Raw genomic sequence first — 15,676 nt, 5'->3', positions numbered from 1 at the left:
TCCCTTTAGGAACCTCTATCATCTGTTTATTTCTTATGATGTGAATTAGACAAATGATTCCAGTTGTTCTAATACGAACAACATCTTAACGGATAATAATGGATGAACAACAACCCAGTTTTCCAATCGATGCTCCCATTTCCTCCATTACCGTTGCTTCTTCTACTTCAAAAATTTCTAATTCTACTTCCTCCATGCTTTGTTCCACATTCATTTTTTATTCCTCCTTTGATAGTTTGTAATTGCATTAATTATCAAATGCATAATTATCTAATAATGATCGATGAACAACAACCCAGTTTCCCAATGGATGCCCCCATTTCCTCCATTACGGTTGCTTCTTCTACTTCAAATATTTCTAATTCTACTTCCTCCATGTTTTGTTCCATATTCATTTTTCATTCCTCCTTTAATAGTTTGTTATTGCATTAATTATCAAATGCATAATTATCTAATAATGATTGATGAACAACAACCCAGTTTCCCAATGGATGCCCCCATTTCCTCCATTACCGTCGCTTCTTCTACTTCAAAGATTTCTAATTCTACTTCCTCGACATTTGTTAGTTGAGCCATATGATCACCTCCTTTCAAATAGTTAATTAGCATACGCTTTTTAATACGGTTTAATTTCAATGGATGAGCAGCATGCAATGATAAAGATTGATGCTCCCATTTCTTCCATCACAGTTGCTTCTTCTACTTCAAAGATTTCTAGTTCAAAATCCATAACCTTTTCAATCTCCATTTTTTCACCTCCTTCACCGAAATCGTGAATCACGATTCTTTTTTGCCTATTTCGAATACAACTTCAGAAACATAGTCTTCTTGTTCTTTCCCTTCAGTACCGCCATCTGCCAACGAAGGCAACACTTCTTCAAACACAACGTACGTATATTGTTCCGCTAACCGTTTGGCGATAGTTTTTAAAAATAGTGGACTTGTAAATGATAAGAAAAACGGTTTTCTTTGGTTAGCAAGAATTTCTCTATTTGGATTTATTACCCGTACGAATGTGTGTTCAGATATGTTATGTTCTTTTCGCCAAACGTTCGCCCGTTTAAAATAATCAAAATCCGATTCATTCCGTTGTTTTACCGGAATATACCCTCTTCTTACTATCCAACTTCTTCTATGCATTACGACATCACCTAACTGTAAGCGAGGCACGTAAAGTATATGTTCATTTGGATGTTCGTCCAAATACACTTGAATCATTACAGGAATTAATCTATGTGTTGGAATAGGCTGACTTGATATTTTAAATAAAAACTCAATATGTCTAGGTAATAACCCTTCATACATAAAATAGCTGTTGTATATCTTTACGACTTTGCCAGATTTCTTATCAGTAAAGTATACCTTTTGGTCCACTTCATCCCAATTAACACATAAGTCTCGTAGAAATAATGTTTTTTCTTTGTCCACTCGATCACTTTGTAACAATAACGACTGTTCTACCATTGGCGGATGAATATTAATGTTGTAACCAAACGTGTCTCCTATCTCATACGCATTCTCAAAAAAGTGATCGTATTGTTGAGTTAAGTCTTTAACTGAAACAGGTGTGTATTGTAAATACCTAGAAAAATAGCGGTAATTTCCCGACCTAATTTCATTTACAATTAATTCTCCCCTTGTGGTTAGTTGACCAAATATTGAATAGGAGCCATCGAATGATTTGCTTAAGTTTTCGCTTCTTTTTAATTGAGTTTCTACTATATCTGTTACATCGATTATGAATTCAGTGGAGTTGAAACATTTGTTCATCAAGGCTTCATATAACGTTTTATTAATAGTAAACCGATGACTTTCTAGCTGCTTCATTTGATCTTTGTACTTTTCATAAAAATCATAGAATGGGATAGTCATTCTTCCTTCTTCGTTAATCCATTTGCTCACAACACGATTAACACATTCTGTATCTTGCACGCTTAACAAAAAAATTGTGTATCGTTCGACATTCTCTATAAATCTTTCTGGAATCTCTTTTGAAATAGATTGTGACAATGGTTGATAACTATCTTCATTGATATACGTTTTGTACGTTGGTAACTCCATCTGTAACAACGTATATATGTAACTTAACGATTCTTTTACTTCCCTCATACACTCTAATTTATTTTGAATAGAGCAAACGTTTAAATCCTCTAATTTCTTTTTTAATTTCCGTAAACTATTTAATAACTTCTCCTCTTTATCGAACGATCTAGCTAACGACTCGACATAGCGAATCATTTCTCCTACAGTATCGCTAGTTTGTTCATCGAACGATGGTTGAACAATCACTATTTTGTTTTGTATGAAATTATTGGCAATGCTTGATGCTTTATCACCTACATACATTTTTAAGTACGTAATAAGCTCTTCATAATGGATTGGTCCAGTTCTCGATTCAAATAAATGTATTAATTCCTCTAAAAAAACTGAGCGTTTGACTCGAATTTTTTTCAAAGTATTCTGATAAATTTTTCGATTCTTCTTGTCAACTAAAATATAAAATAAAATGCAGTCTTCTTTAACGACGTAATTAGGATTTAAACAATAAGTTTGTTCTTTAAACGTAAGTTCTAAATATTTATCAATGATTCTTAATACTATTGAACGATCTAACTCATGGTGACTAGTCTGTTTATTAACTTTAACAAAGATAGGTTTCACGTCACTTTCTTCCCTTTCCATTTTTTGCAACGAAAAGGAAGTGAACGTGGAGAAAGGGCTTGTTTTTAACACTGCTCTCGTATAATATGTTAAGTATTTTTCTTCATATTTTTCATATTTTCGTTTCTCTGGATTTTCTATATATTTTCTAATATTTTCGTATAGATGCTGATCTGTCATAAGAACAGCATTTAAGAACAACTCATTTTTCATGAAATTTCTAAAAGCAGACCGACTTTCCTTTAGCGAAGCATCAAACGTTATTCTCATTTTTTGCTCCAACAAAAGAGATTGTTTGAAAATTCGGACCCATTCCATAAGTAGCGGTAATTTGTTGTGAATATCTACTTTAAGCTTCTCCGCTAATTTTATTATTTTTTCTCGCTTATTGAACACTTGTCTTTTGCATTCTAGCAATAATGTTGTTTCTGTCTGATCGGTTGATTGATTGATTATCGTAAAGAGATCTTCACAAAGCTTTTCTTTATTTGACTCTAACCAAACGTCTAATTCTATCCATACTTGAAACTGTTCACTTATTTCTGAACTATATTCTAGAATACTATTCAAATGTTGAATAGGTTGGTTATTCGTACGAACAAGTAGGTAAGGATTCAGTTTTGCTTGACTTACAATCGGAATAATAACCTCCTCCTTTTTTATCAAAACGTAATTGATTGAAAAATAGTATCTGCTTGAAGCCCGAACATTATTTTATATTGCGATGTTCTTGTACCATTTAATGTATTCAGTTGCTGATCCGCCTCGTATTGAAAGTAGCTTTTATAAGGCCTAGCGAATAATCCTAATTTAGCTGCTTTCAGTAATAAAAATTGGGATATCATTCCTACAACCAGTTGAGAATAACGAAAATAATGCTTTCCATAACGCTTCTCTAGCTGCTCAAAATCGATGGAAAATGTACATATGAGAGGCATATGAGTAAAATTAATGGTGCCAGTATAACTGTATAATGCTCCTTCCTCTTCTTTACTTATACCTTGTCTTATTAACCGGTCATTTAATAAGTCGTACTGATAACAACCTTTCTTCAAACCGTTTACATGTTGCACCGTAAAATGCAGCATAATATGTTTCATTGCTTCTCTGACAGAAAATTCTGTAAATAAATTGCATTCTTTCATTGTTTGAGTACTCTGTAACAATTGTAAAAAGGCCTCTTTGCTTAACTTCACTTGCAGAGGAACAATTCCACTTAATCCAGAACCACTATTTCGTTTATAAAAAAGTTCTCTCCATTGAGATATGAGTAAGTTATTTTCCATCACATTTTCGATTGTATTTCCTCCGGCCATTAAGCCTACTTGAATACCGTAGGGACTGTTCTTCACCTCTATTTTCATTCCTATTACGTCACTCATTATTTGTAAATTAGTTAAAAAGTGACCTAGTTCTAAATAGCAAAGTGATTCTCTCAAAAAATTGTAGAAAGGTTGTAATTTATAAAAATCATAGTTTAAGTACAAGGTCAAATAATAATGGTCATTATGTTGATGAAGTACTGTTAACAATGTTTCCAAGGGATCTAGCGTTACAGTATTACTATTCAGATGATATACTTTATTTGTATCTTGACCAATCACATTTTGACTGTCTACAATAAAGATTTCCGTAGGATATAAAGATCTTGGTGAAGGATATGATTTATGCTTAACATATAAACTAGAAATATCAATACGGTTGTATAGCTGAACAATGGATAGAACGTTTATTATTACATTAACAAGCTGATTGCTTTCTCCTCCGCTAAGTTTTTTTCCTTTTAATAGTGGTAAGACATCAATCGACTTATCCTCTTCCTTCGCATGATTCAAGAAGTATGTTAACGTTTTTTCTTCTAATGATAATGGTTTTCTAACTGTAGTATCGATTGTAAGTAATTTGTATGCAAGTTCTTGAAGTAACGTTTCATGGTTCTCGCACATCTTATTCATATCTTCCTCCTATGGAAAAGGGTGAATATAGCTAGACACTTCATCTTCTTTTAGTTTCGTTGGAATATGTAATTGACTAACTTCCTCTAACCTCTTCCTCCTAACTCTACTAAATGGATAACCAAAATCTAACGTTAGCAATTCTGGTACAATGCATTTGACGACATATAAATTTAGATATTCTAATTCCTTTGGAGTTTGGTTGTATACAATAACTTCATATTTTAATCGTTCTAGTGAGTGTAATACATAGCGGAGATCTTCTCTTATATCATCGCTACGAAAATCATACTTTTTCTTCATTTCTTGGACGGTCATTTTCTTTACACTTGAACGATTTAATAAAAAGTCAAATCGTTTAAGTTGCTCACGTTTGGCGTAAAAGTGAGCATGTGACTCCATATCTAGTACGTCCTCATCTTTTACTAATGTACTTATTTTCAACTTTTCTTTGTTATAAGCATCTTCAACACCTTTATAGCTATGATAAAGTTCCATTACTGCGTCATAAATTGCTTTTTCTACACTTACATGTGCTCCTGCGGTGGAGAAAGTCGCCAGTTGAGATCTAGTATTACCTAATGCAACTACCCAAACACTCGGTATGTTTGTATCTAATGTTGTGTTAAATAATCGCAATTCATATCCGTCTAACTCCATCTTTTTTATCACCAGTTGGATATCCAGCGATTCTATACTTTCGCGATCAATCTCCGGAACTTGCAACTGCTTGTACCACACAGCTAGAAAGCTATCTCTTTCAATCAGCTCTAATAAGCCATATAAAGTAGCTTCTTCCATAGAATTCCCCATTGCACAGCCATTACTATTCTCAAAGATATAACGGTTTTTAGCTGGTGCTAAATAATTCACTACTTGTAGAGGGACATATTTCTCGCGCTTTTCTTTATACGAAAAGGCTTTTACCCACTGAAGCTGTAGTGTATCTGTATATTGCTGTAACTGTTTTGACTCCTTGTTATAGGTAGTATGTTCATAAACTCCTAGTTTCCTTGGATGTATTGCTTGTTCTTTTATGTTTATATAAGTAGATTCTTTGACTTCATCAGGAACTAAACTACCTGCCCACCGCTCTAAATATTCAAAACAAGCACTTCGTTTATTTTCTTCCGAATGAACACCTTTTCCAGCTCCAGCAACTTTTGTTTTTACGTTAACACATAAATATTGCCCATTCGATTTTATTAATTGAAGGTCGCTGTTATAAGCAAAAATAATAAATTTTTCAAGTAAACTGTTATAGCGATTAAACGGTCTGTGACTTCCTTTTACTTTTTTATAGGAAATCTGTTCGTGCAATTTTTCCCTATATTGATTGGTTGGTTTCGCTAATATATGTTTCTTCCTAAAAATATCTCGATCCAAATAGTAAACATAGTTACTGTCTTCTAAATTTAATAAAGCATGTTCTAACTCTCTTATGATGATAATCACCATTTCGTTTAATTGTGTTATTATCGGATACGTTCCATTAGATGATGTACGTATTAATTTGTAATTTTCATCCAATATAGTAGTTGCATTCGGTGAGAACCACGGCCCTACCATCACTAATTTTTTATTTAAGAAAACATTTAATGTTTTACTATTATGGGTTACGGGAGTGAGCAATTCCGGTTCATCATTCGTATGAAGGTGTATATTCAAGTAATGGTCATCTTTGAATTCCTTCACTGAAATAAATTGGAACTTAGAGTCGGTTCTATTTAATTGGGAAATAAAAGCTTTACCTTCATTCTCATTTTTCATGCCAACTTGAACTAGTAATTTCATCATATTTGGACACCTGCCGTAGATGGAGTCATCCAGCTTATGTGAATTTCGTTACCCATTAAATCGAAAGTTGTTACTAAGCTGTTTTCCTTTATGCTATCGTTCGTTAACTCCAAATACATACTTTCCAATATTGAAAGTTGCTGAGTCGATAGTTCAGTGAAAAATTGATTATCTTGTAGTGGATTAGACAATTTCCCTTCTACAATATAGTGTAGATATATTCGTTCTAATATTTCTTGCATTGGAAATTGCAAGGAGTCTGATAGTAAAAAGTATTCATTGATTTTTGCCTTAATGTGAATGTAAAACAAGTCAGGTTTATTATGAAGTGCCGGTGACAAATCTTGGTTTAAGTTTACATATTTTATGTGTACTTCTTCTTGAAATCTCATCTGTAAACTACGTAAGATGAAATATGCTTCACTACTCATGTTACAGTCACTAATAGGTAAAGTTTTTTTCACCTTTACTATGTCCTTTAATTTTGTTAACACGTGATATTGGACTGTTTTTTCATACAACCTTTGTTTACTCGTTTCCAATATAGAAAAACCTTCTTGATTATATTCCTTTGTTACATGATGTTTAAATCCTGTTGTAAAGGCATAAAGTTGTGCATCTTCCTCGGATAATGAAGCACCTATCGATACGTACTCTTCACCGTGCTTAAGCTCGTAAATATTATATGGAAAATGATTATGCTTCACTTCGTTAAATTCTATAAATAGGCCTATTGCTGGATCTACTAAACTTTTATACATATTAATCATATCCGCTTTATTCATTTTTTGCTGTCCTTTGGAGGAAGATTGAATCATATATAATTCTTTAGGAGATTGCTCATATTGTAAGTCGAATTTCTTTATGGAATGATTTATCATTATTTCTACACCTGTCATATGATGTAAGACATCTAACGCAATTTGACTCCCTATTAATAACATGGACATTTTTTCAGGAGCTTTGTTCTGTTTTGTTCTTTGATGAAAATTCATCCATCTCTTTCTTAACATCGTACGCCAAATAAAATTAGCACTGACGTCAATAGAAGTACGATATGCATAACGTCCTTCTGAAAATACGTGAATTAAATTAGCCGTTTGTATCTTCGTGTCAATAAAAATATAATCTTCTCGATCAAAATTATCTTGCACATGTATGATTAAATCATAATCCGCTGCTACTTCTGTAGAAGGTATTTCATTTATTTTAACGATCGCTGTATCGCTCCCATTGTGACGTTCGGAAGGAAGATTCCATTCTTGGCACAATTGCTCACTTCTACCATGCATCTGCAAAACGTGTAGTTCTTTCATACCAAGATTAGATAGATTATCAATAATTGATTCCCAGCTCATACCTGAGCCTATAATTAATATCTTACTGTTACGAAAATGTTGAAAGCGAGCTAGTCCATCCTCTTGATAATTGGAAATGTAATCAATCGTCGTTTTATGTTGAGAGTAAACTATACTTTGGCTGTTAATTATATTTTCATAATTATTGTGAAGGAATTTTTTACTCTCTAGATGTTGAATCACTTGTATTATTTTTTTTGCATTTTCATCAAATTTGGATTGTACTTCCTCTATCGTTTTCTGGCCATCTAATGACGCTGCCACTTTATAAATAAAATCCTTTAAAGCGGTATTGCCTTTTATATAGATATATTCTTTTTTTCTTTTTAACACTAAACCGTCTTTCGTTTCTAATATATTTACGTCATTTTTCAACCGTGGATAGAACGTTTTCATCGGTCTTTGCTACCCCCTTTGAAAACTGATGAAATAAAGGGTCGAATAACTGATTATCTTTCAGATATAGTGTTGACAAGGCATAGGTATTGTAAAATTTGGTTAGCGCAGCAGTGTTTAATAAAGGAAAATGCGCATAAAAAACGTTTAAAATCCATCGATACGTTGAAAAATGTTCGTGTTCTGCTAATTCTTTCAAATTTGTAGGGTTAGACATTAAATTTTTATGACCTTCACTATATTGTTCTATATCATATTCTTTTGTTGAATAAGGAGAATTATAGGTAATAGCTCCATCCTGGTAAAGAGCTTGAACTTTAGGCCAATTGTATTGCAAATACTCGACCCATTTTTGTAGCACATCTTCTTTCTTACCTTTTAATCTATCGATGATTTCTTTTGTATAGCTTCGATATTCTTCTTCAGATGCTTCAAATTTCATTCTAAAACTGGTCTCTACTTTATCCTTATTCTCCATTGACAAACTATGAAGAAACCCTACGTAGTGGGAATAATAAGAAACAAATCCATGTAGCTGCAAGTTAGGGTTGTTAGCTGATCGCCATTTTGGGAAATGGCATGCTAATACAATCAACATACAGAAAACTTCCTTGTCCATCTCTTTTCTTGTTAAACACTTTGCCTGAATCGATAAAACATGTTGTGTCATTTGACAACAAAGGTCTTCGTAGCTTTTAAGCTGTTGCAGATTCTCAAACGTCTCTTTCTCAATCATCTCCTTATCAACTTCAGTGAGGACCGTATTGTTTCTTATCAAATCTTTTACTTTACGGTTTTCAAAGTGAGCAATCTTTTCAATTTTCTTCCTATATAATAATTCATCAAGCGGAGGTGATGGGTTGTGAGAAACAAACTGTAAGAACATCTCCTCTACTTCCTTCATCAAGGAAATCGGAAAAGTTCCTTCTTCGTCCATTACTTTTAACGTATAATTTGGACCACCTATCCAATTTCTTTTTAAATAATATTTAGGAAAACCTTCTTGCTCTAGCTTTTTACTAATTGGCTGAAAACAGTCTGTATATAGATTTGATGAATTGCTGTTGTAGAAGATAGTGAAGTTTATACGTTGACCGTTTGGATGATCAAAGTTCATTCTAAAACCTCCCTTTTATTTAGCGAGAAAACTTTTTCACATAGCTTATAGAGTAACATTTCTTTATAAGGAGAAAGCCCCAGCCTGTTACAGTACATATGCATTTGACTAGTTAAAACCGTGATTAATTGATCTTTCGGTAACTTATGTAGTTTCATCATCTTCACTAAGTTATGAAATAGATGATAGTAATTCGTGACATAAAGTTGTACATGACTGTTGGCTTCACGCCCCAAAATGTGATTGATTCGTTTGTACCTTTTTATAAGGTGCTCTTTATGCCTGTCAAAAAGGAAGGTTGCTTGATTTACAGCCTCTTTCTGTGTAACACTCTTCTTCGTGTACTGGATAAAAGAATCGGTGCTCATTACTCCTTCTTTTTCCATTATCATTAAACTAATGAAAAAACTGTCGAGCGCAAGAAAGAATCGATGATTATTGGATGACTGTAAAACCTTAACAGTTAGTTTAGTGTTAGAAATAAAATAGTCCTCATTTATTTCGATACCTTTTAGTCCTCCATATCGATTTATTTCAGGAACATATTCAGACTCTACTACACTATTATTTTCGTACCATTCTACATTTCTACTATTAATATTTTCTAGTGAGAAATATTTACTATACTGCTTATAAAATTGTGCAACATCTAGTTTCTCATTCGATGGATGAGTATCTAAATAAGATCGGAATTTCTCTGAAATGTACCGTTTTTCTTCCTCATTAACATGTAACATCCTCACCCGAATATGTGGCCCACCATACCAATACCGAATAAAAAACCAATCTATATTTAACTGTTCCATAACTGGTTCAATTAATTCGAGAAGGAGTATGTCTAATTGATCAAAGCTATGGTAATACAGGTGAAAGCTTGTCCACTTTTTATCCATCTAACTCCCCCAATGTTTTTTCTATAGCTTAACTATAGTATAGATTTATTCAATTTTAATCCGTTTCTCCCGCAATTATTTCTACTTTATAACGAAAAAAAAATTGCGGAATCCCGCAATTTTTTGAAAAATGCTATTTATATTATTATTAATTACAAAGTCCATACCTTCGGATTAAGTACCACGGCTAATCTACCACGACTTCAGTCTTACATCTTCTAAACTAAAATATACCTATGTATGTTAACTTTTGAAATGAAGCGACATACAAGAATAAATGATTACGTTACACGCTTTCTTCTTTAATATATCCGAATTTTATTCCTCTTAAAACCGCTTGAATTCTAGATTCAACATGCAATTTCTCATAGAGCGAAGTTATATAGTATTCTATCGTTCTTGAACTAACATGAATTGCTTCTGCAACTTGTTTATTCGTATATCCTTGCGCCATCAAATTTAATACTAAAATTTCCTTTTCTGTTAATGGTTCTGTTTTCATGTACTCTTGTTTCCTAATAGTCATGCCTTTGGATACAAATAAAATCATATCTACTAACGTCTGTAACGTATCGCTTTTTGAAACAAAAGCATTTGCCCCAACTCGAAACGCTTCTTCTTCATACGGTTGATAGTCAAAACCTGAATATATAACAATCGGTACGTTAATCTCTTGCTCTCTTAATCTTCGAACTATCTTTAACCCATTATCTTGAGTAGAATCATTTCCTAGTTTAATATCAATAATTAATACATCAGGGGTATGCAGCTCTATTTTTTGTAATAAAGAGGTGCTATTATTTAATTCCGCAACAACTTTTAATCCATCTCGCTCATTTAAGTGTTTTGTCAAACCATAACTAACTGCTTTATGGTCGTCTAGTATTAAGATTTTTACTTGCTTCAATGTCAACCCCTCCGCCTAGTTAATATTTATGTTTAAATGAATGGAAGTTCCTTTTCCCTTTGTGGAGTAGATATCTAACAATCCCCCCATTTTTTCAACACTTTGCTTGACAGAAGCAATGCCGATATGTTTTTTCTGCAGAAATTCACTAATCATATTATTGTTTATCTCAAAGCCTATTCCATTATCGTTAACTTGAATATTAACCGTATTACCCTCTTTTTTCATCAAAATAGTAAGTTCGGTTGCTTTCGAATGCTTTTCCACGTTCTTTACTAGCTCTTTTAAACTTCGGAAGATTATTTTTTGATCGGCTTTAGATATGTTATCTAAATCTTTATCTGTCAAATCTACTTTATAATTTAATCGCAACTTGCTATTATTCCAATCATAGAGAAAGTAATACTCACACGTTCTTAAAAATCCAAGGTCGTCTATCATTCCTGGGTAAAGATCAAAACATTTCTCCCGTAGATCATGCATTAACTTGGCAGACATCCTTACAGCTTGATTCATTTCCTCTTTAGTGCACATATAGTATTTTCCTTTTATATCTTGCATTGCTGCTTCTAAAGAATGGTTCAAACTGATTACACTCTGCAAAATATGATCATGCAAGTACATAGATAATTCTTTCTTCTCATTTTCTTGCACTTCTACTAATTGCTGATTGTATGACTGAACGTCATGTAGTTTATGCTTTATGAGTTCTCTACTATTATTTAAGAACATTTTCTCATTCTCTAACTGCTTAAGTTGGGTCGCAGTAAATATCACCTCTGCCGCTATATCCAACATTTCTTCCAGTTGCTTTACTTCTTGTGGTTCCAAACGACTTCCATTAATCTTTTCTCCTATAAAAAAGTGTACTTTATATTTCCCTTTGTATTGACAAATAATTTCTTTACTAGTAGATAATTCACTATTAAACCTTTTATTAATAGCTTTCCTATCATGTTGGCACCATTTTAATAGCTCATCTTTCCACAACAAGTACTTCCCCGTTGCGAAAAAATACTCTCGCCCATCTTCATTTATTATTACTATCGCAGATGAGTCAATAGCCACTATTTTATGTATAGAAGTTAAAACGAACTCCATAACAGATTCCGCATGCTCACTTTTAACTAACTTTAATAATAAATCATGATTATGTTGGTTAAAATTATCTTGTAGTCCGAATAATTTTCTTAATATTAACTTCGGAAGTATTTTCATCAACTGCAAAACTAGCAAAACTAATAAAATGATTCCGATTATGTCTGTAAATGGTAATAAATCGGTTTTCATGACCAAACTACTAACAATGCTTGTCCATAAGTAATAAGCTATAATACTGATTAGTAGGATGACTGTATAATATATAATCTTAGGTTGGTAAATATTCACATCAATTATTTTGTTCTTTACCATAACATAGGAAAAAACAATCGGTAATAAGTTAAAAGAAAGTACTAAAAACTCCGTTGGGATTATGATTGGATTAACGTTAATAAATGAGGGTATTATTCCAAATATGATTGCTGGCATAAAAATAAATAGGAACGTAACGTTTAATAGTTTGATTTGATTTTTTATAACGGGATCCTTTGTTCGCAAGCTTTTCGTTACTAGTAACACTAAAAATAATAAAACTCCTAACAGAAACAATATGATCCATATTCGCTTTATCCAGTAATGATAAGTGAAATCTAGTAAAAATATATCTATTATATTGGTGCTGACAATGAGTATATTAATCATAACTAAAAAGGCGTTTATATTAGTAAAAAGGTTATATTTTTCATCTTTAGGAAAATTAAGGTATAAGTATATGAGTAAATTAGGAATAAAAGGGAATACGATTAGCAGTATAGTTAATGAGGGAATATGCATTAACCCTGATGAAATAGATGAAATAAGGGCTAGAGCGATAAAGTAGTTTAACATGAAATAAATCCCTTTTATTTTATGCTTCTTCAACTTTATAAATGTATAAGTACCTGTAATGATACAAACTAGAGAAGTAATAGCTAATAGAAAAACACGTGAAAAGTCCTTCCAAGTGTAATACTCAAAGATGTTAACCTCTTTAATCCCCCCATTTTCCTCTTCTAATATTATGTGTGACGCCAATTCAATAATATTCCATTTAATTGTTTCATGTTCACTAACACTTTTATGATTAACTTTTATGATCTTATCACCAATGTTCAAGTCAAACTCTTTTTCAAATTCTACAACTCTTAAACCTTTTATATAATATTGGTTTTCTTCTTCATTAACAATTACACCTAAAAAAGGGTGTTTAAAGCTGAAGGATACGAAGAACAAAAAAATAATTATATATACAATTATTAGAAAAAATACTATTTGATTCGTATAGCGTCGTAATAATAGTTTATCCATAATAACACTTCCTGTTTATTGAATCTATGTAAATAAGTCAGACCTACTTTAGACCTGACTTTTCAACATTTTGTTATGTAGATTGGTTATCTATTGCTGCTCTAATTTCTCCACCAACCCAAGGCATTCCCCAATTTTTTACAAGTTGATCTTTCATGTCTCCGATAAATTGTAAAAAGGCACGTTTTTCTTCCTTTGATAAGCTTTGGTACTCTTCTAAACTTACTAGTTGTGCAAGGTCTTCGCCTTTAAGATGCATTTCTCTCGTTTTACATACTAATTCCCAAACTTTATTCGACATAATTTCCATATCCCTCCTTTCTTTTTACAGAATATCATAGTTGTTAAATATTCTCAACAATTAAAATATTCTAACATCTATTTTTGTTTTAGGTTGTTATACCTAAGTAATGTTTAAGTTTTGATAGTGAATGCTCATTTTGAACAGGAGGTTTTAGCATGTTCAAACATTCGTCTACCTTATTACGATGGTAGAATATTTGAAATTTACAGTAATCAAAAGAACCACTTTGTTGCAAATTTTTCATTATTTCTATTCTGTTCTTTTCAAGTTCCTTATTGTCATACCACTCTTTTAATTTAGTAGCGAAAGTATCACCTTTTATCCTACTGTTTTCAATTCCCTTAATAAGAATAAAATTAGGCATTAACTTACGTAAGTCTGACTTTTGAGCAGACTGAATGTCTAAATAATCATTTTGCAGCTGAACAACCGCCCCTAAACTTTTGCCTATTTGTATATGCGTCAGCGTATTCTCCGGTTTTATTGTTGTATATGCCTCAAAAATGGAGAAAGCCATTTTTATTAGAATCCCGGATTTGCTATATACGTAGTCCCAATATTCCGTCTCTTCCATACAAAAAACATTCAGTTTGCTTTCATTCCATTGCCCAATAAGTGCATGTGAGACATGTGAAGATAAACAATGTAGTATTTTACTCTTTTTTGTTTTGCAAAAAACTTCTGCAGGTGAGCGCAGTATGATTGTATATGCATTTGTATACAACCAGTTAGCAAGGAGCATCGTATCTTCGAGAGGTAATTTTCCCCACGGAGCATCATTATTATCTCTATCTTTAATATCATCCATTATGTCCCCTGCTAGTAAAGCAAACTCTAAAGAGAAGGCAATACGTTCAGTCGCACTAGCTGGAACAGAATAATATTCCCCTAGCAAAAGCGACAAATCACTCCAAAACGAAACATTTTTCTCATGTAAAGGTTTACTTCTTTCCGCAAAAGAAGCAATAACATTCTCCTTAAAATCTTCCATATAAAATGGACTCTGACAGTTTAATAGAGTATTCACTTCCTCTAAAAATCTTTGTCTATTCATTTTGCTCTCCTTCCTAGTGATTTTAGGGATAGAAAAGTCATTAAAGTATTTTTTACATTTCTTTTACTAATGTGTGCCCATTAGCCTGTCCCTTCGCTCATCATTTTTGAATCATTAATTATATTATAACAGTTTCAGTAAGTTACTAAGAGCAACAAGAGGATAGGAAAGTTATTCACACATTTTTTACACCCTTCGCTAATATAAGCTTTAAGAATAATCCTGTCCACTCGTTCCAAGTTAATTATGTTAAGATTTTTCCTACTCACTTTTTTTAGATTAATAGATTAGCTTATCATATACGTGATATAATATAGAAAACTATATCGGAGGGATTTTGTATGGAAGAAACTTTGAAAAGAATACTTTCTGAACTTCAAAATGTCAATACCCGTTTAGACGGTATAGAAAATGGACAACTAGAGATAAAGCGTGACATTTCTAGTTTAGAACAAGGACAACAAGAGATAAAACGAGACGTTTCTAGTTTAGAACAAGGACAACAAGAGATAAAACGAGACGTTTCCATTATAAAAGATAATCTTATCAATGGTTTAGGCCCATATTTTGAACGCATAGAGCAACATATTGATGAAAGAACAGATGAACTAAAAGATACATTAGAAGACCAACAGCGTGTGATTGATATTTTATCGGTTCGTTCAATTAAGCATGAAAGTGAAATAAAAGATTTTAAGCGAATGTTAAAAAACCAATAGAAAATTAAGACGATTGTTGGTGGTTTTCCATTATAGATCCAAAAATAGAACCAACCACCAACAACTATACAATAAACCTCTTATTTTCTTCCTTATATTATTTTCAATATCTTACCTGTCCCCTCGT

The 15,676-nt window shown here is 32.4% G+C and carries 15 protein-coding genes; 1 reads left to right on the top strand and 14 read right to left on the bottom strand.

Annotated elements, in window-relative coordinates; genetic code table 11:
- Positions 1 to 85: 85 nt before the first annotated feature.
- From BC6307_RS25220 to BC6307_RS06905, 14 genes are all read right to left on the bottom strand, one after another.
- Entirely contained in the window at positions 86 to 214 is a 129-nt protein-coding gene (locus BC6307_RS25220) for a thiopeptide-type bacteriocin (RefSeq protein WP_220096665.1), read from the bottom strand.
- Positions 215 to 266: 52 nt separating this feature from the next.
- Positions 267 to 395 (bottom strand): thiopeptide-type bacteriocin, encoded by a 129-nt coding sequence (locus BC6307_RS25215; RefSeq protein ID WP_220096664.1) that lies wholly within the window; start codon positions 393 to 395, stop codon positions 267 to 269.
- A gap of 52 nt (positions 396 to 447) precedes the next feature.
- Positions 448 to 576 carry a thiopeptide-type bacteriocin gene (locus BC6307_RS25210; RefSeq protein ID WP_220096663.1) on the bottom strand — a complete coding sequence of 43 codons (129 nt, stop codon included), beginning with the start codon at positions 574 to 576 and terminating at the stop codon, positions 448 to 450.
- Positions 577 to 616: 40 nt separating this feature from the next.
- Positions 617 to 748: a thiopeptide-type bacteriocin gene (locus BC6307_RS25500; RefSeq protein ID WP_268874272.1), complete on the bottom strand. Its 132-nt coding sequence runs from the start codon at positions 746 to 748 to the stop codon at positions 617 to 619.
- A 29-nt stretch (positions 749 to 777) separates the two neighbouring features.
- Positions 778 to 3,327 carry a lantibiotic dehydratase gene (locus BC6307_RS06950; protein WP_066415879.1) on the bottom strand — a complete coding sequence of 850 codons (2,550 nt, stop codon included), beginning with the start codon at positions 3,325 to 3,327 and terminating at the stop codon, positions 778 to 780.
- Complete coding sequence (locus tag BC6307_RS06945) at positions 3,324 to 4,616, bottom strand: nitroreductase family protein (protein WP_066415880.1); 1,293 nt, start codon at positions 4,614 to 4,616, stop codon at positions 3,324 to 3,326. The genes BC6307_RS06950 and BC6307_RS06945 overlap by 4 nt, the downstream gene beginning before the upstream one ends.
- A gap of 9 nt (positions 4,617 to 4,625) precedes the next feature.
- Positions 4,626 to 6,413, bottom strand: a complete 1,788-nt coding sequence (locus tag BC6307_RS06940; RefSeq protein WP_066415882.1) for a YcaO-like family protein — start codon at positions 6,411 to 6,413, stop codon at positions 4,626 to 4,628.
- A complete protein-coding gene (locus BC6307_RS06935; RefSeq protein ID WP_066415885.1) occupies positions 6,410 to 8,167 on the bottom strand; it encodes a hypothetical protein in 1,758 nt (585 codons plus the stop codon). Before BC6307_RS06935 ends, BC6307_RS06940 begins: the two co-directional genes overlap by 4 nt.
- Entirely contained in the window at positions 8,136 to 9,284 is a 1,149-nt protein-coding gene (locus tag BC6307_RS06930) for a hypothetical protein (protein WP_066415887.1), read from the bottom strand. Before BC6307_RS06930 ends, BC6307_RS06935 begins: the two co-directional genes overlap by 32 nt.
- Positions 9,281 to 10,177 carry a thiopeptide-type bacteriocin biosynthesis protein gene (locus BC6307_RS06925; RefSeq protein ID WP_066415890.1) on the bottom strand — a complete coding sequence of 299 codons (897 nt, stop codon included), beginning with the start codon at positions 10,175 to 10,177 and terminating at the stop codon, positions 9,281 to 9,283. The genes BC6307_RS06930 and BC6307_RS06925 overlap by 4 nt, the downstream gene beginning before the upstream one ends.
- A 286-nt stretch (positions 10,178 to 10,463) precedes the next feature.
- Positions 10,464 to 11,084: a response regulator transcription factor gene (locus BC6307_RS06920; protein WP_066415891.1), complete on the bottom strand. Its 621-nt coding sequence runs from the start codon at positions 11,082 to 11,084 to the stop codon at positions 10,464 to 10,466.
- 15 nt (positions 11,085 to 11,099) lie between these two features.
- Positions 11,100 to 13,472, bottom strand: a complete 2,373-nt coding sequence (locus tag BC6307_RS06915) for a sensor histidine kinase (protein ID WP_066415892.1) — start codon at positions 13,470 to 13,472, stop codon at positions 11,100 to 11,102.
- A 73-nt stretch (positions 13,473 to 13,545) separates the two neighbouring features.
- Positions 13,546 to 13,773, bottom strand: a complete 228-nt coding sequence (locus tag BC6307_RS06910) for a hypothetical protein (protein ID WP_157076646.1) — start codon at positions 13,771 to 13,773, stop codon at positions 13,546 to 13,548.
- Between the two features lie 88 nt (positions 13,774 to 13,861).
- Positions 13,862 to 14,830 (bottom strand): polyprenyl synthetase family protein, encoded by a 969-nt coding sequence (locus BC6307_RS06905; RefSeq protein WP_066415895.1) that lies wholly within the window; start codon positions 14,828 to 14,830, stop codon positions 13,862 to 13,864.
- 341 nt (positions 14,831 to 15,171) lie between these two features.
- Between BC6307_RS06905 and BC6307_RS06900 the strand changes: the two genes are divergently transcribed.
- Positions 15,172 to 15,549, top strand: a complete 378-nt coding sequence (locus BC6307_RS06900; protein ID WP_066415897.1) for a hypothetical protein — start codon at positions 15,172 to 15,174, stop codon at positions 15,547 to 15,549.
- Positions 15,550 to 15,676: the final 127 nt, after the last annotated feature.

Origin of the sequence: Sutcliffiella cohnii, assembly GCF_002250055.1 — a bacterium.
Lineage (GTDB): Bacteria > Bacillota > Bacilli > Bacillales > Bacillaceae_I > Sutcliffiella > Sutcliffiella cohnii.
Note: the sequence above shows the minus strand (reverse complement) of the source record. Positions and strands in the feature narration are given on the sequence as shown.

Bases quoted from the DNA above. Each gene is read 5' to 3' on its own strand.
- BC6307_RS25220 (WP_220096665.1), bottom strand. From the start codon at position 214: ATGAATGTGGAACAAAGCATGGAGGAAGTAGAATTAGAAATTTTTGAA.
- BC6307_RS25215 (WP_220096664.1), bottom strand. From the start codon at position 395: ATGAATATGGAACAAAACATGGAGGAAGTAGAATTAGAAATATTTGAA.
- BC6307_RS25210 (WP_220096663.1), bottom strand. From the start codon at position 576: ATGGCTCAACTAACAAATGTCGAGGAAGTAGAATTAGAAATCTTTGAA.
- BC6307_RS25500 (WP_268874272.1), bottom strand. From the start codon at position 748: ATGGAGATTGAAAAGGTTATGGATTTTGAACTAGAAATCTTTGAAGTA.
- BC6307_RS06945 (WP_066415880.1), bottom strand. From the start codon at position 4,616: ATGAATAAGATGTGCGAGAACCATGAAACGTTACTTCAAGAACTTGCA.
- BC6307_RS06940 (WP_066415882.1), bottom strand. From the start codon at position 6,413: ATGATGAAATTACTAGTTCAAGTTGGCATGAAAAATGAGAATGAAGGT.
- BC6307_RS06935 (WP_066415885.1), bottom strand. From the start codon at position 8,167: ATGAAAACGTTCTATCCACGGTTGAAAAATGACGTAAATATATTAGAA.
- BC6307_RS06930 (WP_066415887.1), bottom strand. From the start codon at position 9,284: ATGAACTTTGATCATCCAAACGGTCAACGTATAAACTTCACTATCTTC.
- BC6307_RS06925 (WP_066415890.1), bottom strand. From the start codon at position 10,177: ATGGATAAAAAGTGGACAAGCTTTCACCTGTATTACCATAGCTTTGAT.
- BC6307_RS06915 (WP_066415892.1), bottom strand. From the start codon at position 13,472: ATGGATAAACTATTATTACGACGCTATACGAATCAAATAGTATTTTTT.
- BC6307_RS06910 (WP_157076646.1), bottom strand. From the start codon at position 13,773: ATGTCGAATAAAGTTTGGGAATTAGTATGTAAAACGAGAGAAATGCAT.
- BC6307_RS06905 (WP_066415895.1), bottom strand. From the start codon at position 14,830: ATGAATAGACAAAGATTTTTAGAGGAAGTGAATACTCTATTAAACTGT.
- BC6307_RS06900 (WP_066415897.1), top strand. From the start codon at position 15,172: ATGGAAGAAACTTTGAAAAGAATACTTTCTGAACTTCAAAATGTCAAT.